General features: G+C 68.6%; 15 protein-coding genes. 8 read left to right on the top strand and 7 right to left on the bottom strand.

Features of this window, described 5'->3' with window-relative positions; all coding sequences use genetic code 11:
* Positions 1-27 precede the first annotated feature (27 nt).
* Together AC07Y4_RS31370 and gap are read left to right on the top strand one after the other, a co-directional pair.
* On the top strand, positions 28-2,133 hold the full coding sequence (locus AC07Y4_RS31370) for a transketolase family protein (RefSeq protein WP_062473533.1): 2,106 nt from the start codon (positions 28-30) through the stop codon (positions 2,131-2,133).
* 63 nt (positions 2,134-2,196) lie between these two features.
* The gene (gene gap / locus AC07Y4_RS31365; RefSeq protein WP_056575024.1) at positions 2,197-3,198 is read left to right on the top strand and encodes a type I glyceraldehyde-3-phosphate dehydrogenase; all 1,002 of its coding nucleotides are present in this window, start codon (positions 2,197-2,199) and stop codon (positions 3,196-3,198) included.
* A gap of 71 nt (positions 3,199-3,269) precedes the next feature.
* On the opposite strand, the gene AC07Y4_RS31360 is transcribed toward gap, so the two are convergent.
* The 3 genes from AC07Y4_RS31360 to AC07Y4_RS31350 all read right to left on the bottom strand — a co-directional run bounded on the left by AC07Y4_RS31360 (position 3,270) and on the right by AC07Y4_RS31350 (position 4,872).
* Positions 3,270-3,869, bottom strand: a complete 600-nt coding sequence (locus AC07Y4_RS31360) for a hypothetical protein (protein WP_487847686.1) — start codon at positions 3,867-3,869, stop codon at positions 3,270-3,272.
* 15 nt (positions 3,870-3,884) lie between these two features.
* Positions 3,885-4,475, bottom strand: coding sequence for a hypothetical protein (locus AC07Y4_RS31355; protein WP_487847685.1), 591 nt, complete (start codon positions 4,473-4,475; stop codon positions 3,885-3,887).
* Between the two features lie 88 nt (positions 4,476-4,563).
* On the bottom strand, positions 4,564-4,872 hold the full coding sequence (locus AC07Y4_RS31350) for a putative quinol monooxygenase (RefSeq protein WP_487847684.1): 309 nt from the start codon (positions 4,870-4,872) through the stop codon (positions 4,564-4,566).
* Positions 4,873-5,080: 208 nt separating this feature from the next.
* Here AC07Y4_RS31350 and AC07Y4_RS31345 point away from each other — a divergent pair, with 208 nt between their 5' ends.
* Positions 5,081-5,371: a YciI family protein gene (locus AC07Y4_RS31345; RefSeq protein ID WP_062473524.1), complete on the top strand. Its 291-nt coding sequence runs from the start codon at positions 5,081-5,083 to the stop codon at positions 5,369-5,371.
* A gap of 30 nt (positions 5,372-5,401) precedes the next feature.
* On the opposite strand, the gene AC07Y4_RS31340 is transcribed toward AC07Y4_RS31345, so the two are convergent.
* Complete coding sequence (locus AC07Y4_RS31340) at positions 5,402-6,484, bottom strand: pirin family protein (protein WP_487847683.1); 1,083 nt, start codon at positions 6,482-6,484, stop codon at positions 5,402-5,404.
* Positions 6,485-6,632: 148 nt separating this feature from the next.
* Positions 6,633-7,049: a VOC family protein gene (locus AC07Y4_RS31335; RefSeq protein WP_307582369.1), complete on the bottom strand. Its 417-nt coding sequence runs from the start codon at positions 7,047-7,049 to the stop codon at positions 6,633-6,635.
* A gap of 164 nt (positions 7,050-7,213) precedes the next feature.
* On the opposite strand from AC07Y4_RS31335, the gene AC07Y4_RS31330 reads away from it, so the two are divergent.
* Complete coding sequence (locus tag AC07Y4_RS31330) at positions 7,214-8,788, top strand: CYTH and CHAD domain-containing protein (protein WP_487847682.1); 1,575 nt, start codon at positions 7,214-7,216, stop codon at positions 8,786-8,788.
* A 68-nt stretch (positions 8,789-8,856) separates the two neighbouring features.
* On the opposite strand, the gene AC07Y4_RS31325 is transcribed toward AC07Y4_RS31330, so the two are convergent.
* On the bottom strand, positions 8,857-9,333 hold the full coding sequence (locus AC07Y4_RS31325; RefSeq protein WP_062473516.1) for an FKBP-type peptidyl-prolyl cis-trans isomerase: 477 nt from the start codon (positions 9,331-9,333) through the stop codon (positions 8,857-8,859).
* 38 nt (positions 9,334-9,371) lie between these two features.
* Entirely contained in the window at positions 9,372-10,301 is a 930-nt protein-coding gene (locus AC07Y4_RS31320; RefSeq protein WP_487847681.1) for a LysR family transcriptional regulator, read from the bottom strand.
* A 139-nt stretch (positions 10,302-10,440) separates the two neighbouring features.
* On the opposite strand from AC07Y4_RS31320, the gene AC07Y4_RS31315 reads away from it, so the two are divergent.
* The 4 genes from AC07Y4_RS31315 to AC07Y4_RS31300 all read left to right on the top strand — a co-directional run bounded on the left by AC07Y4_RS31315 (position 10,441) and on the right by AC07Y4_RS31300 (position 14,198).
* Positions 10,441-11,031, top strand: coding sequence for an NADPH-dependent FMN reductase (locus AC07Y4_RS31315; protein ID WP_153281442.1), 591 nt, complete (start codon positions 10,441-10,443; stop codon positions 11,029-11,031).
* Entirely contained in the window at positions 11,028-11,882 is an 855-nt protein-coding gene (locus AC07Y4_RS31310; RefSeq protein ID WP_487847680.1) for a pirin family protein, read from the top strand. Before AC07Y4_RS31315 ends, AC07Y4_RS31310 begins: the two co-directional genes overlap by 4 nt.
* Before the next feature lie 96 nt (positions 11,883-11,978).
* Positions 11,979-13,184: a M20 aminoacylase family protein gene (locus AC07Y4_RS31305; RefSeq protein ID WP_095747339.1), complete on the top strand. Its 1,206-nt coding sequence runs from the start codon at positions 11,979-11,981 to the stop codon at positions 13,182-13,184.
* Positions 13,185-13,223: 39 nt separating this feature from the next.
* On the top strand, positions 13,224-14,198 hold the full coding sequence (locus AC07Y4_RS31300; RefSeq protein ID WP_487847679.1) for a tripartite tricarboxylate transporter substrate-binding protein: 975 nt from the start codon (positions 13,224-13,226) through the stop codon (positions 14,196-14,198).
* Positions 14,199-14,286: the final 88 nt, after the last annotated feature.

Below are 14,286 nucleotides of genomic sequence, written 5' to 3'. Positions count from 1 at the left end.
CCCTTTTCCCCCGAAAGCCCACTGCCCATGGCAAACCAAGCCCTGATGGCCAACGCGATCCGCGCGCTGGCAATGGATGCCGTTCAACAAGCCAATTCCGGACATCCGGGCGCACCGATGGGCATGGCCGACATGGCCGTCGCCCTGTGGGGCGAGCACCTGCGCTACAACCCCGCCAACCCGCATTGGTTCGACCGCGACCGCTTCGTGCTGTCCAACGGCCACGCCTCGATGCTGATCTACGCGGTGCTGCACCTCACGGGCTACGACCTGCCCCTGGCCGAGATCAAGAACTTCCGCCAGCTGCACAGCAAGACCGCCGGCCACCCCGAAGTCGACGTCACCCCCGGCGTCGAGACCACCACCGGCCCGCTGGGCCAGGGCATCACCAATGCCGTGGGCTTCGCATTGGCCGAGAAGCTGCTGGCCGCCGAGTTCAACCGCAAGGACCTGGCCATCGTCGACCACCACACCTACGCCTTCCTGGGTGACGGTTGCATGATGGAAGGCATCAGCCACGAAGCCTGCGCCCTCGCCGGCGCCTGGCACCTGAACAAGCTGATCGCCCTGTACGACGACAACGGCATCAGCATCGACGGCCAGGTCAAGCCCTGGTTCATCGACAACACCGAAGAACGCTTCAAGGGCTACGGCTGGAACGTCGTCGGCCCGATCGACGGCAACGACGCCAAGGAAGTGGCCAAGGCCATCGCCAAGGCCAAGAAGGAAGCCACCAAGCCCACGCTGATCGTCTGCAAGACCACCATCGGCAAGGGCAGCCCGAACCGCGCCGGCACCGCCAAGGCGCACGGCGAGGCGCTGGGCGCCGAAGAAATCAAGCTCACGCGCGAAGCCATCGGCTGGCCCTACCCCGCCTTCGAAATCCCGGCCGAGGTGTACGCCGACTGGGACCACAAGGCCGAAGGCGCCAAGACCGAAGCCGCCTGGAACGACACCTTCGCCGCCTACACGGCCGCGTACCCCGAACTCGCCGCCGAGTTCACGCGCCGCATGAAGGGCGAACTGCCCAAGAACTTCCACCAGGTCGCGTTCGACACCGTGGTCGCCGCCCACACCAAGGGCGAAACCGTGGCCAGCCGCAAGGCCAGCCAGCTCGCGCTGGAAGCCTTCACGGCCGCGCTGCCCGAAATGCTCGGCGGCAGCGCCGACCTCACGGGCTCCAACCTCACCAACACCAAGAGCACCGCCGCGCTGCGCTTCGACGCCAAGACCGGCGCCGTCGTGCTGAACGCGCCCCCCGCACCGGTGGTGCCCCAGGGCGGCGAAGACGAAGCCGCACAAGGCGATGCCGTCGAGCCGCCGCACGGCGAGATCGGCCGCCACATCAACTACGGCGTGCGCGAATTCGGCATGGCCGCCATCATGAACGGCGTGGCGCTGCACGGCGGCTACATCCCCTACGGCGGCACCTTCCTCACCTTCAGCGACTACAGCCGCAACGCCATCCGCATGGCCGCGCTCATGAAGCGCCGCGTGGTGCACGTGTTCACGCACGACTCCATCGGCCTGGGTGAAGACGGCCCGACGCACCAGTCGATCGAGCACGCCGCCTCGCTGCGCCTCATTCCCAACCTGGACGTCTGGCGTCCGGGCGACACGGCCGAAACGGCCGTGGCCTGGGCTGTCGCACTGCAGAACGCCACGCGCCCGACCGCCCTGCTGCTGAGCCGCCAGAACATCGCCTACGCCGCCAAGAGCGACCTGGGCGACATCAGCCGCGGCGCCTACGTGCTGTCCGAGCCCGAGAACGTCGGCCTCAAGAACAAGAAGACGGCCGCGGTCATCATCGCCACCGGCTCCGAAGTGCAGCTCGCGCTGGCCGCCCAGAAGCTGCTGGCCGACAAGAAGATCGCCGTGCGCGTGGTGTCGATGCCCTCGACCACCACCTTCGACCGCCAGGACCTGGCCTACAAGAAGGCCGTGCTGCCCAAGAAGATCCCGCGCGTCGCGGTCGAAATGGGCTGCACCGACGGCTGGTGGAAGTACGGCTGCGCGGCCGTGGTCGGCATCGACAGCTACGGCGAGTCGGCCCCCGCGCCCGTGCTGTTCAAGCACTTCGGTTTCACGGCGGAGAACGTGGCCGCCACCGTGGAAGCGGCCCTGCGCGACTGAGCGTCGCGCGGTTCGTCCTCTTCCCGTCCGATCAAAAGTTTTTCAACCTTAGGAGCAAGTCAGATGGCTATCAAACTCGGTATCAACGGCTTCGGCCGCATCGGTCGCAACGTGCTGCGCGCAGCCGTGCAGAACTTCAAGAACGACATCGAAATCGTTGCCATCAACGACTTGCTCGAGCCGGAATACCTGGCCTACATGCTCCAGTACGACTCGGTGCATGGCCGCTTCAAGGGTGAGGTCACGGTCGAAGGCAACACGCTGATCGTAAACGGCAAGAAGATCCGCCTGACGCAAGAGCGCGACCCGTCGCAGCTCAAGTGGAACGAAGTCGGCGCCGACATCGTGCTCGAGTCGACCGGCCTCTTCCTCACCAAGGAAACCGCGCAGAAGCACATCGACGCAGGCGCCAAGAAGGTGATCCTGTCGGCCCCCTCGAAGGACGACACCCCCATGTTCGTCTACGGCGTGAACGACAAGAAGTACGCCGGCGAAGCCATCATCAGCAACGCCAGCTGCACCACCAACTGCCTGGCCCCGCTGGCCAAGGTGCTGAACGACAAGTGGGGCATCAAGCGCGGCCTGATGACCACCGTGCACGCCGCCACCGCCACGCAGAAGACCGTGGACGGCCCGAGCAACAAGGACTGGCGCGGCGGCCGCGGCATCCTGGAAAACATCATTCCGTCGTCGACGGGCGCTGCCAAGGCCGTGGGCGTGGTGATCCCCGAGCTGAACAAGAAGCTCACCGGCATGAGCTTCCGCGTGCCGACCTCCGACGTGTCGGTGGTCGACCTGACCGTCGAACTCGTCAAGGACGCCACCTACGCCGAGATCTGCGCTGAAATGAAGGCACAGAGCGAAGGCGCACTGAAGGGCGTGCTGGGCTACACCGAAGACAAGGTCGTCGCCACCGACTTCCGCGGCGACCCGCGCACCTCGATCTTCGACGCCGAAGCCGGCATTGCACTGGACGGCACCTTCGTGAAGCTCGTGAGCTGGTACGACAACGAATGGGGCTACTCGAACAAGTGCCTCGAGATGGTGAAGGTCGTGTCGAAGTAAGACTTCGCGGCTCCCACAAAAAACGCGCCCTCGGGCGCGTTTTTTTATTGGGCGAGTGGCCGTCGAACGGCTCAACGCAGCTTCTCGTTGCGCCGTATCTCGCTGCTGAGCTGCGCCGTCATCCGCGTGGCCGCGCGCCGTGCGGCCAGGCCGTAGTCGCCGTTGAACTCGCCGAACTCCGCCGTGCCGTTGCCGACCGCGCGCACGCGCGTGACTTCGGCGCCCGCGGTGTCGGTCACCACGCAGGCCACCTCGGCCGTGAAGGCGGTGGGCGGCCAGGTGATCCATGAGGACGAGCTCGAATCGGTCTTGATCTGCGGCGTGAACACCAGCGACACGCCCGCCGCCTCGTTGGCCTTGGCATCGCCGGCGGTGCGCAGCACGACCACGTTGCGGTAGACCGCGCGCAGCGCGTCGCGGATCGATTTTTCGAGGTCGCGGTACGGGTAGTAGCTCACGCGGTCGCCGCTGCCGCCGGCGGTGGTCACCTGCAGATCGCGCTGCGCGTCGGTCATCACGTAGGCCACCTTCTTGGGAATGAGGTGGGCGGCCGACCGCGGCGGTGCGGTCTCGGTGATCATCGTGATCGGATGGGCGCAGCCCGCCAGCAGCACGGCGGTTGCCAGTGCTGCGGCCAGCCGGGGCATCGGAGAAGTAAGAAGAAACGACATGGTGCTTCTCCGGCCTTACTGCGCAGACGGCGCGATGGCCGCGACGAATTGCGGATCGGCATACACCTGCCGCAGCAGCGCCCGCACCAGCCGCGGGTACGCGGCCTGCCCGGCGGGCACGGCCACGATGTTGGCGTAGCTCGAGTCGAAGGCGATCTCGCCGCGGTAGGTCTTGCGCAGCGTCTGCGCGGCGTTGCGCGTGACGGTGACTTCGACGTCCATGCGGCCCGAGCCGTTGATCACGCCCAGGTCGAGTTCATTGACGAGGATGCGCGCCGCGATGCGGGTCGGCGCCTTGGGGTCGTAGACCGAGATCTCGCCCAGGTCGCGCATCAGCGCGTCTTCGAGGTACTGGGCGAAGGTGCCGCTGGGCGACACCAGCCTGGCGCGGCGCAGACCCAGCGTGTTGATCCTGTCGTTGGGATCGGTGGGCTGCACCTTGGCCACCGCGACCTTGCCGGGGTTGTGGGCCTCGAGCCGGTCGAGCGCCTCGTAGTCGGCGGCATAGGGCGGCGCGCCGAGCTGCGCGCAGCCCGTGGCCAGTGCCGCCAGCAGGAGCGCGCCAGTGCGCCAGCGCACGCCCTGCGGTCTGGAGACGATCGCCATGTCTTGAACCCCCTCGTCCGAGATGTCTTCTTCTCCCCGGCGCGAGGGTAGCAGGCATCGCGCCGCGCGCGAAGGCGGCGCGAAAGACTCAGATCGGTTCGAGCACGTGGATGCGCTTGCTCTCGGTGAGCTCCCTGGTCTGGGCGCTGAAGGCCGCCATGTGCGGCGCGACCGCGTGTGCCTGCAGGGCCGGCAGCGAGGCCCACTTCTCGATCACCACGAAGGTGTCGGGCCCGAAGCTGGCCTTGGACGGGGGAATGCCCTGCACGTCGATCGTGGCGGCGTACTCGATGCAGCCCTCCTCGGCGAGCACGGCGGCGCGGTTGGCCTTGAAGGCTTCGAGCAGAAGGGCGCGCTGGCCGGGCTTGGCGGTGATGACGGCAACGACTTGGATCATGGAACAGGGTCTCCGGTGAAGTGACATGAACAGAGGAATGCAACGGCCGAATCTACGAGATCGCACGGCGGTGCGCAGGTCCGGTGGGCGACAAGGCCGGCATGCACATGCCGCATGCGACAGTTACCCGCGAGACACACTCTCGCCCCGCCACGGTCGTGTCGAGGTCATAGGATCGGGTCATCTTCCGCATCGACCTGCCTTTGCCATGTTCATCGTCACCCTGACCTACATCCGCCCGCTCGAGGAACTCGACGCTCTGATGGATGCGCATGTCACCTGGCTCAAGAAGCACTACGCCAGCGGCCTGTTCGTGGCCTCGGGGCGCCAGGTGCCGCGCAAGGGCGGCGTGATCCTCGCGCGCTCGGGCGACCGCGAGGGGCTCGAGGCGGTGCTGGCGCGCGACCCCTTCGTGCAGGGCGGCGTCGCGCGCACCGACGTGATCGAGTTCATCCCGAGCATGACCGCGCTGAGCGTCGAGGTGCTGCGCGGCTACTGAGGACCGCGCAGCCCCGGAAGCCGATGTAGATCAGGCTCCCGGCACTTCCTCGCGCCCGTCCGGGTGCCGCGCAAAGCGCGCGGCCTCGGCGCCATGCACCGGCGCCGGGTCGGCCCAGGGCCAGCCGCCGAACTGCGTGCGGCGGTAGTCGGCCATCGTCTGGGCGATCTCGGCCTGCGTGTTCATCACGAAGGGGCCGTACTGCGCCACCGGTTCGCCGATCGGGCGGCCCTGCAGCAGCAGGAACTCGCCGTCGCCCTCGGGGCCGTTGCACAGTTCCACGGCCGCGTCGGCGCGCAGTTCGATGGCCGCCGGCCCGTCCACGCGCCGGCCCGCCACCTGCGCGGTGGCGCCCTTGAAGAAGTACAGCATGCGCCGCGTGCCCTCGCCGGCGGCGGGCGGCAGCGTCCAGCGCGCGCCGGGCGTCATGCGCAGCGTCCAGATCGCCAGGTCGGCACCCGCCTGCGCGGCCCACGAATCGGGCGGCGGCGCGAGCGGGTCGATGGCCGCCTGGGCCTGCGCGTCATCGCGGCCGAAGCGCCCGGCGATCACCGCCACCTCGGTGCGGCCGCCCTGCGCGTCGTCCGAGGCGAAGCGCGGAATCGCCTCCGACCAGAACATCGTGAAGTGCGGCTCGGCCATCTTGTTCTTCGCCGGCAGGTTGAGCCAGATCTGGAACAGCTCCAGCGGATTGGGCGCGCCGGCGTCCAGCAGCGGGAACATCTCCGAATGCACGATGCCCTTGCCGGCCGTGAGCCACTGCACGTCGCCGCCGCCGAAGCGCGCGGTGGCGCCCAGCGAGTCGGAGTGGTCGACCAGGCCCTTGCGCACGATGGTCACCGTCTCGAAGCCGCGGTGCGGGTGCGAGGGAAAGCCCGGCACCGTCTCGCCGTGGTACATGCTCCAGCCGTCCTTGCGGCTGAAGTCCTGGCCGATCTGGCGGCCGGCCAGCGAGGCCTCGGGGCCCATGCGGCCGTTGCCCTTCGGGTACGCGTCGTCGTGGTAGACGCAGAACAGGAAGGGGTCCAGCGTCTGCCACGGGAAGCCGAGTGGCTGGACCTGGACGATGGGAGACGGGCTGTTGCTCTTGCTGTTGTCGTTGCTGTCGGACATATCGGGACTCCTGGGTGAGGCAGGCACGGCCGCCATGCGGGCCGCGCCGGAACCAGGAATATCGGGGCGCCGCCGCCTTTCGGTAGGTGCCTTGCGCGCAACGATCCAGAGCGCATATGGAACGATGGGCATCGTCCGGCCCCCACGTTCACTGCGAGGGCATCTCGGCGTTCGGGTCCATGTAGACCAGTTCCCAGATGTGGCCGTCCAGGTCCTGGAAGCCGTGGCCGTACATGAAGCCGTAGTCCTTCGGCTCGCGCGGCGTCGTGCCGCCGGCGGCCACCGCCTTGGCGACCAGCTCGTCGACCTCGGCGCGGCTCTCGCACGACAGGCACACCAGCACCTCGTTCTCCTTGCGGGCGTCGGCGATGCCCTGGTTCGTGAAGGTCTTGAAGTAGTCCTCCATCAGCAGCATCGCGTGGATGCTGCCTTCGTGGATGACCATGCAGGCGGCGTTCGCGTCGGTGAACTGCGGGTTGAAGGTGTAGCCCAGCGCGCCGAAGAAAGCCTTGCTCTTGTCGAGGTTCCGGACGGGGAGGTTCACGAAGATCTGCTTGGTGGCCATGGTGGGGTTCCTGTGTCGATGAAGGGTGGATCGGGTGTTTTTCGGCGTCTTTGTGTACGCCGTCCACAAAAGATATCAAAGAAAATGGACGGTGTCCACATGATTTTTCAGAGCACCGGAAATCGGCCGGCACCACGTCGTTGAGGGAAAAAAGAGCGGGCATCATGAACACCATGGAAATCGAGTTCAAGTTCTGTATTCCCGCCGGCCGCCTGAAGGCCGTCGAAGCCGCATTGCGGCGCGGCGCCGTCGTGCGCACGCGCCTGCAGGCCCGCTATTTCGACACCGCCGACCAGCGCCTCGTGGCTGACGGCATGGTGCTGCGGCTGCGCAAGGAGGGCCGGCGCTGGGTGCAGACCGTCAAGGCCGCCGGCGACAACGCGCTGCACCGGCTCGAGCACAACGTCGACCTGGGCACCGGCGCCGCCGCGCCCGCCATCGACCCCGCCCGCCACGCCGGCACGCCCGTCGGCGAACGGCTGGCCCGCCTGCTGCAAGCGGCCGACGGTGGTGCGCTGCCGCTGGTCGAGCGCCAGTCGACCGACATCGTGCGGCTCACGCGCGACCTGCGCGTGAGCGGCCCGGCCGGCGCCGTGGTCGAGATGGCACTCGACGTCGGCAAGGTCGTCGCGCACGCGGGCACGCCCGCGCAGCGCGCCTCGCCCGTGTGCGAGCTGGAGCTCGAACTCAAGAGCGGCGACGTGCAGGGGCTCGTGGCGCTGGCGCGGCGCTGGTCGCAGCAGCACGGCCTGTGGTTCAGCACCGTCTCGAAGGCCGAGCGCGGCATGCGCCTGCTGGCCGAGCTGGAGACGGTGCCCGCCGTCAAGGCCGAAGCGCCGCGCTTCCCCGCTCATGGCCGTGACGGCCGCGCCATCCAGCAGGCCGTGGTCGCGTCGTGCCTGGACCAGATGCTGCCCAACGCCAGCGAGATCGCCGCGGGCAGCACCGACGAAGAGCAGATCCACCAGCTGCGCATCGGCATCCGCCGCCTGCGCACCGCGCTGCGCGAACTGGCGGGGCTCGACGCCGACGCCAGCCGCTTCGACGCCGCCACCTGGGAGCCGCCGCTGGTCGACGCCTTCCGCGCGCTCGGCGAACTGCGCGACCGCGAACAGGTCGTGAAGCTCGCGCAGCCGCGGCTGCGTGAAGCGGGGGCGCCGGAGGTCGATCCGTTGGCAGGCGATGCGGTTGCTGTTGCCGCGCAGGCATCGACACCCGGCGACATCGTGCGCGCCGCCGCGTTCCAGGACGTGCTGGTGTCGCTGATCGGCTTCACTGCCGCCGCACCCGAGTCGACGGGCCCGGCACCACTCGCCGCTGACGAGGCCCTTCAGCTGCTGCGCGAGCGGCTCCAGCGCCTGCACAAACAGGCGGTGCGCGACGGCCGGCGCTTCGAATCGCTCGCCACCGAACACCAGCACCGCGCACGCAAGCGGCTCAAACGCCTGCGCTACCTGGCGGAGTTCGCGGCGCCGCTGTTCGCCGAGGCGGAAGGCGGCAAAAAGAAGAAGGACGCGGCCGAGCGCTACCTGAAGGCCCTGCGCCCCGCGCAGGACGCACTGGGCGCGTTCAACGACGAAGCGGTGGCGCTCGCGCTGTACCGCGAGGTCGCATCGCGCGACCCGCGTGCGTGGTTTGCGGTGGGATGGTTCAGCGCGCGCCGCGCGGCGGGGGCGACGGCGTGTCGCGAGGCGCTGGAGAGAATCGGCGAGGCGCCGAGGTTCTGGAAGAAGAAGTAACCAGGAAGCAACTGGCGAAGCGAACGCCGGGCCACGCGGCCCTCGGCGTTCGTCACCGACCCTGTCACTCAGTGATGGTGCCCATGCGCCCCATGCACATGCCGGTGCTCGATCTCCACCGGCAGCGCCGCGCGCACGTCCGTCACCTGCAGGCTGAACTTCAGCGCCTTGCCGGCCCAGGGGTGGTTGCCGTCGAGCAGCACGACCGGGCCCTTGATCTTGGTCACGGTGAAGACGTGCTCGGTGCCGTCGTCGAGCCGGCCCTGCAACTGGCCGCCGACCTTCACGCCGGGTGGGAACTCGGTCTTGGGGATGGTGCGCACCAGCGCCTCGTCGCGCAGGCCGAAGGCGTCTTCGGGGGCGAGGTTCAGCGTGGTCTGGTAGCCCTTTTCCTGGCCGTCGAGCGCCTGCTCGATCTTGGGCAGGGTGTTCTCGTAACCGCCATGCAGGTAGGCCATCGGCTCGGGGCTGGCTTCGATGAGCTTGCCCTGGGCGTCGGCGACTTTGTACTTGAGGGTGACGACGGTGTCTTTTTCGATTTTCATGGCGGGCATTTTCTGTGGAAATCGATCCGCGTCCGAAGTCAGGTCATCCGCGCCCGCCACACATCCGGCAACGCCTCCTCCTCCCGCAGCTTCTGCGTCACCATCCCGATGAACGCCGACACCGCCCGCGGAAGGTGCTTGCGGCTCGGGTAGACCACGCTGAGCCCGTGCCCGGTGCGCTGGTACTGCGGCAGCACTGGCACCAGCCGCCCCGCCTCCACGTCGAGCCGACCCATGGCCGGCGGCAGCAGCGCGATGCCCAAGCCGGCGATGGCGGCCTTGCGCAAGGCCTGCGCGGTGTTGCCGCTGAAGCGGCCGCCCACCTGCACTTCTTCTTCCTTCCCGCCGGGCCCGGTCAGGCGCCAGGTGGTGCGGCCGCTGGGGTGGGCGGGGGTCACGCAGTCGTGGTCGGACAGCTCGCACAGCGTGGCGGGCGTGCCGCGCGCGGCCAGGTAGGCGGGGCTGGCGACGAGGCCGTCGGTGCGCGGGCCGAGCAGCTGGCGGGCGACGTACCCCGAGTCGGCCAGCGCGCCGCCGCGGAAGGCGATGTCGATCTGCTCGGCGATCAGGTCGGCCTTGGCGTCGCTGAGCACGAACTCGACGCGCACCAGCGGGTACGCGGCCAGGAAATCGGCCACCCAGGCCATGGGGAAGAAGTCGAAGAAATCGGCCGTGGCCGCCACGCGCACGCGACCGCTGGGTTCCTGGCTGCCGGTGATGAGCGCCTGCCCGGCCTCGACCAGCCCGTCGACCGCCTCGGCGCACTGTTCGTGAAATGCCTGTCCGGCGCCGGTGAGCGTGAGCTTGCGGGTCGATCGCTGCAGCAGCCGGGTGCCGAGCTGCGCCTCCAGCTGCTGGATGCGCCGGCTCACGGTGTTGGGCGGCAGGCCCAGCCGGCGGCCGGCCTCGGCGAAGCTGCCGTGGCGCACCACCTGCACGAAGACGGCGATGTCGTTGAGGTCGAGCATGGCGAGGCCTATTCCTTCTATTTGTGGACGAGTGCAATCCGACTCTACCGTCTAGTCGATCAATGCGTGCGTGCCTAACCTTCAGTCCATGGCCTTTCCGGCCTTCGACCACCTCATTTCATTCAGGAGCACGCACCCCATGACCGGACAGCAACAACAACCCCGCATCGGCATCGTCATCGGCTCGACCCGCGAAGGCCGTTTCGGCGAGAAGCCCGCGCACTGGATCCACGAGATCGCGAAGCAGCGCACCGACCTGGCCTTCGAGCTGGTCGACCTGCGCGACCACCCGCTGCCCTTTTTCAATGAAGCCGGCGCGCCCGCCTGGGGCCCGGTGAAGAACGAGGCCGCGCAGCGCTGGCAGGCCAAGCTGGCGACCTTCGACGGGCTCATCATCGTCACGCCCGAATACAACCACGGCCCGAGCGCGGTGCTGAAGAACGCGATCGACTGGGCCTACAAGGAGTTCATCCGCAAGCCGATCGGCTTCGTGGGCTACGGCGGCGTGGGCGCAGCGCGGGCGGTGGAGCAGCTGCGGCTGGTCGCGGTCGAGATGCAGATGGCGCCGGTGCGCCACGCGGTGCACATCGGCATGGTCGAGTTCCTGGGCATCTGGCAGCAGGGCAAGTCCTTCGACGACTTCCCGCACCTGGCGCAGTCGGCCACGGGCCTGCTCGACGACATGGCGTGGTGGACCCGCGCACTGAAGACCGCCAGGGAGGCTGTATGAGCGCAGTGGTTGCCACCGACACCCGAGCCATCGTCTACCGCACGCGCGGCGCCAGGCACGGGCCGATCACGCGGCTCATGAGCCCTGGCGACCTGGGCGAGTACCTCAAGCCCTTCGTGTTCCTCGACCTGTTCGGCTTCGATGTCGACGGCGGCCACAAGGGCTTCGGCCTGCACCCGCACTCGGGCATCGCCACGCTGACCTGGCTGATCGAAGGCGACACGCTGTACGAGGACACGACCGGCGAACAGGGCGTGCTGCGTGGCGGCGGCGTCGAGTGGATGCGCGCCGGCAACGGCGTGTGGCACACGGGCGCACCGGCACCGGGCGTGACGCGCGTGCAGGGCTTCCAGCTCTGGGTGGCGCTGCCGGCCGCCGAGGAAAACGCGCCCGCGCAGAGCATCTACCTCGCGCCCTCGCAGGTGCCGCAGGAAGGCCCGGCGCGCGTGCTGCTCGGGCGCTACGGCGCGGCGCAGAGCCCCATTCCGGCGCCCTCGCCGATGAACTACCTGGCCGTGCAGCTCAAGGACGGCGAACGCTGGCGCTACACGCCGCCCGCCGACCACACGGTGGGCTGGGTGGCGGTGAATGCGGGCCGGCTCGACGCGGGCGACGGCACCGGCGGCCCCATCGGCACGGGCGAGCTCGCGGTGTTCGAGGAATCCGGTGCGGCCATCGATGTCGTGGCGCAGGGCGACACGGCCTTCGTGCTCGGCTCGGCGGTCCCGCATCCGCACGAGCTGGTGATGGGCCACTACTCGGTGCACACGAGCCGCGCGACGCTCGACCGGGGCGAGGCCGAAATCCGCCGCATCGGCGCCACACTGCGCGCACAAGGCCGGCTCGCCTGAGCGACGAACCACGCGTAAGCCAGCATGCGCCGCGCGGGCGGCTGCGCCAGAATCGTTCGCTTCTGTTTTTCGCGAACGATCCCGCAGCCGCCCGCCATGAATCTCGTCGACGCCTTCGCCGCCCACGCCACCCGTTTCATCGACATCCGGCGCGACATCCACGCGCACCCCGAACTCGGTTTCGAGGAGCACCGCACCTCCGAGAAGGTGGCGAGCCTGCTGACCGAATGGGGCATCGAGGTGCACCGCGGCATCGCGGGCACCGGCCTCGTCGGCGTGCTGCGCAAGGGCACGGGCAGCCGCACCATCGGTCTGCGCGCCGACATGGACGCGCTGCCGCTGCACGAAGCCAACGAGTTCGCCCACAAGTCGACGAACCCCGGGCGCATGCACGCCTGCGGCCACGACGGCCACACGACGATGCTGCTGGCCGCTGCATGGCATCTGTCGCAGCAAGGGCCGGATGATTTCGACGGCACCGTGCATTTCATCTTCCAGCCCGCCGAGGAGATGGGCAAGGCCGGCGCCAAGAAGATGATCGACGAGGGCCTGTTCGAGCGCTTTCCGTGCGACGCGGTCTTCGGGCTGCACAACTTTCCCGTCGGCGACGTGGGCCGCTTCGCGCTCAACGAAGGTGCGCTGATGGCGTCGAGCAACACCTACAAGATCACCGTGCGCGGGCGCGGCACGCACGCCTCGATGCCGCACACCGGCATCGACCCGGTGGCCGCGGTGGTCACGCTGGCGCAGCAACTGCAGACCATCGTGGCGCGCACCATTCCCAGCACCGAGCGCGCACTGTTGGCGGTCACGCAGCTGCAGGGCTCGGATGCGCCGAACGTGATTCCCGATGTGGCGACGGTGGGCGGCACGATCCGCACCTTTTCCATCGAGGCCATCGACAAGCTGGAGGCGCGGCTGCGCGAAGTGGCGGCCGGCGTGGCGGCGGCGCATGGCTGCACGGCCGAGGTGTACTTCAACCGCTCCTCGCCACCGACCGTGAACCATCCGGCCGAGGCGCGCTTTGCCGCCGGCGTGATGCGCGAGGTGGTGGGCGACGACATGGTCACCGACAACTTCCCCGCCGTGATGGGCGCCGAGGACTTCGCGCACATGCTGCTGGCGCGGCCCGGTTGCTATGCGTTCCTGGGCAATGGCGACGGCGACCACCGGCTCGACGGCCACGGGCCCGGCCCTTGCATCATCCACAACACCTCGTTCGACTTCAACGACGAGATCATCCCGATCGGTGCCAGCTATTTCGTGAAGCTGGTGCAGCGTTGGCTGCCGTCGGGCACCTGAAAAACAACTTTTTTGTTGACGATGAAAGCGGCCACCTCGATGACTTTTCCCCTGTTCACCCGACGTTCGCTGGCTGCGCTTGCAGCCGCCGTGGCCCTGGGCGGCCTTGGTGCCGCGCACGCGCAGCAGCGCGTGATCCACATCATCGTGCCCTTCGGCACGGGCGCCGTGCAGGACACGGTGGCGCGCGCCTTCAACAACGAGCTGGGCGTTGCGCTCGGCGGCAGCGCCATCGTCGAGAACCGCGCGGGCGCGGGCGGCACGGTGGGCGCGGCGGTGGTGGCCAAGGCGCCGGCCGACGGCAACACGCTGGTGCTGGCGGCGGCCAGCCACAACATCGCGGGCTTCCTGTACAGCAAGCTGCCCTACGACCCGCTGAAGGACTTCGTCGGCGTGGCCAACGTGGGCAACGCGGGCTACGTGCTGGCGGTGGCCAGCGGCATGAACGTGTCGACCACGGCCGACTTCATCAAGGAGGTCAAGGCCAACCCCGGCAAGTACAACTACGCCTCGGCGGGCAACGGCAGCGCCACGCACCTGGCGATGGCGTCGTTCCTCGCGAAGGCGGGGCTGCAGATGACGCACATCCCGACCAAGTCGACCGGCGAGGCCGTGAACGAGGTGCTAGCGGGCCGCGTGCAGGCGGTGATCTCATCGAGCATCGGCGTGATGGGCTTCCAGGACGACGCGCGCATGAAGCTGCTGGCCTCCACGGGCCAGTCGCGCAGCCCCTTCCTGCCGAAGTTGCCGACGGTGGGCGAGAGCGGCCTGCCGGGCTACGCCTTCGATTCGTGGATTGGCCTGCTGGCACCGGCGGGCACGCCGAAGGCCGAGGTCGAGCGCATCAACGCGGCGGCCAACAAGGTGCTGGCCGATCCGGCGATCCAGGAACGCTTCAAGCGCCTGGGCGTGGAGCCGCGCAGCCAGAGTGCCGAGGCCTTCCAGAAGCTGCTGCGTGCGGACTGGGATGCGATGGGGGCGGTGGTGAAGGCTTCGGGGGCGAAGGTCGACTGACCTTCTTGTTGTTGTCCGGGTGGGTGCTCCTGTTCGGGGCGCGTGCCCGGGCCACCGGGTGCTTCCCTCCGCGAATGTCCCCCGGGGC

The sequence above is a fragment of the Variovorax sp. GW460-12-1-14-LB1 genome, from assembly GCF_059423605.1.
The sequence above is the reverse complement of the archived record's forward strand: the minus strand, read 5'-3'. Positions and strand labels throughout refer to the sequence as shown.

Bases quoted from the DNA above. Each gene is read 5' to 3' on its own strand.
- AC07Y4_RS31370 (WP_062473533.1), top strand. From the start codon at position 28: ATGGCAAACCAAGCCCTGATGGCCAACGCGATCCGCGCGCTGGCAATG.
- gap (WP_056575024.1), top strand. From the start codon at position 2,197: ATGGCTATCAAACTCGGTATCAACGGCTTCGGCCGCATCGGTCGCAAC.
- AC07Y4_RS31360 (WP_487847686.1), bottom strand. From the start codon at position 3,869: ATGTCGTTTCTTCTTACTTCTCCGATGCCCCGGCTGGCCGCAGCACTG.
- AC07Y4_RS31355 (WP_487847685.1), bottom strand. From the start codon at position 4,475: ATGGCGATCGTCTCCAGACCGCAGGGCGTGCGCTGGCGCACTGGCGCG.
- AC07Y4_RS31350 (WP_487847684.1), bottom strand. From the start codon at position 4,872: ATGATCCAAGTCGTTGCCGTCATCACCGCCAAGCCCGGCCAGCGCGCC.
- AC07Y4_RS31345 (WP_062473524.1), top strand. From the start codon at position 5,081: ATGTTCATCGTCACCCTGACCTACATCCGCCCGCTCGAGGAACTCGAC.
- AC07Y4_RS31340 (WP_487847683.1), bottom strand. From the start codon at position 6,484: ATGTCCGACAGCAACGACAACAGCAAGAGCAACAGCCCGTCTCCCATC.
- AC07Y4_RS31335 (WP_307582369.1), bottom strand. From the start codon at position 7,049: ATGGCCACCAAGCAGATCTTCGTGAACCTCCCCGTCCGGAACCTCGAC.
- AC07Y4_RS31330 (WP_487847682.1), top strand. From the start codon at position 7,214: ATGAACACCATGGAAATCGAGTTCAAGTTCTGTATTCCCGCCGGCCGC.
- AC07Y4_RS31325 (WP_062473516.1), bottom strand. From the start codon at position 9,333: ATGAAAATCGAAAAAGACACCGTCGTCACCCTCAAGTACAAAGTCGCC.
- AC07Y4_RS31320 (WP_487847681.1), bottom strand. From the start codon at position 10,301: ATGCTCGACCTCAACGACATCGCCGTCTTCGTGCAGGTGGTGCGCCAC.
- AC07Y4_RS31315 (WP_153281442.1), top strand. From the start codon at position 10,441: ATGACCGGACAGCAACAACAACCCCGCATCGGCATCGTCATCGGCTCG.
- AC07Y4_RS31310 (WP_487847680.1), top strand. From the start codon at position 11,028: ATGAGCGCAGTGGTTGCCACCGACACCCGAGCCATCGTCTACCGCACG.
- AC07Y4_RS31305 (WP_095747339.1), top strand. From the start codon at position 11,979: ATGAATCTCGTCGACGCCTTCGCCGCCCACGCCACCCGTTTCATCGAC.
- AC07Y4_RS31300 (WP_487847679.1), top strand. From the start codon at position 13,224: ATGACTTTTCCCCTGTTCACCCGACGTTCGCTGGCTGCGCTTGCAGCC.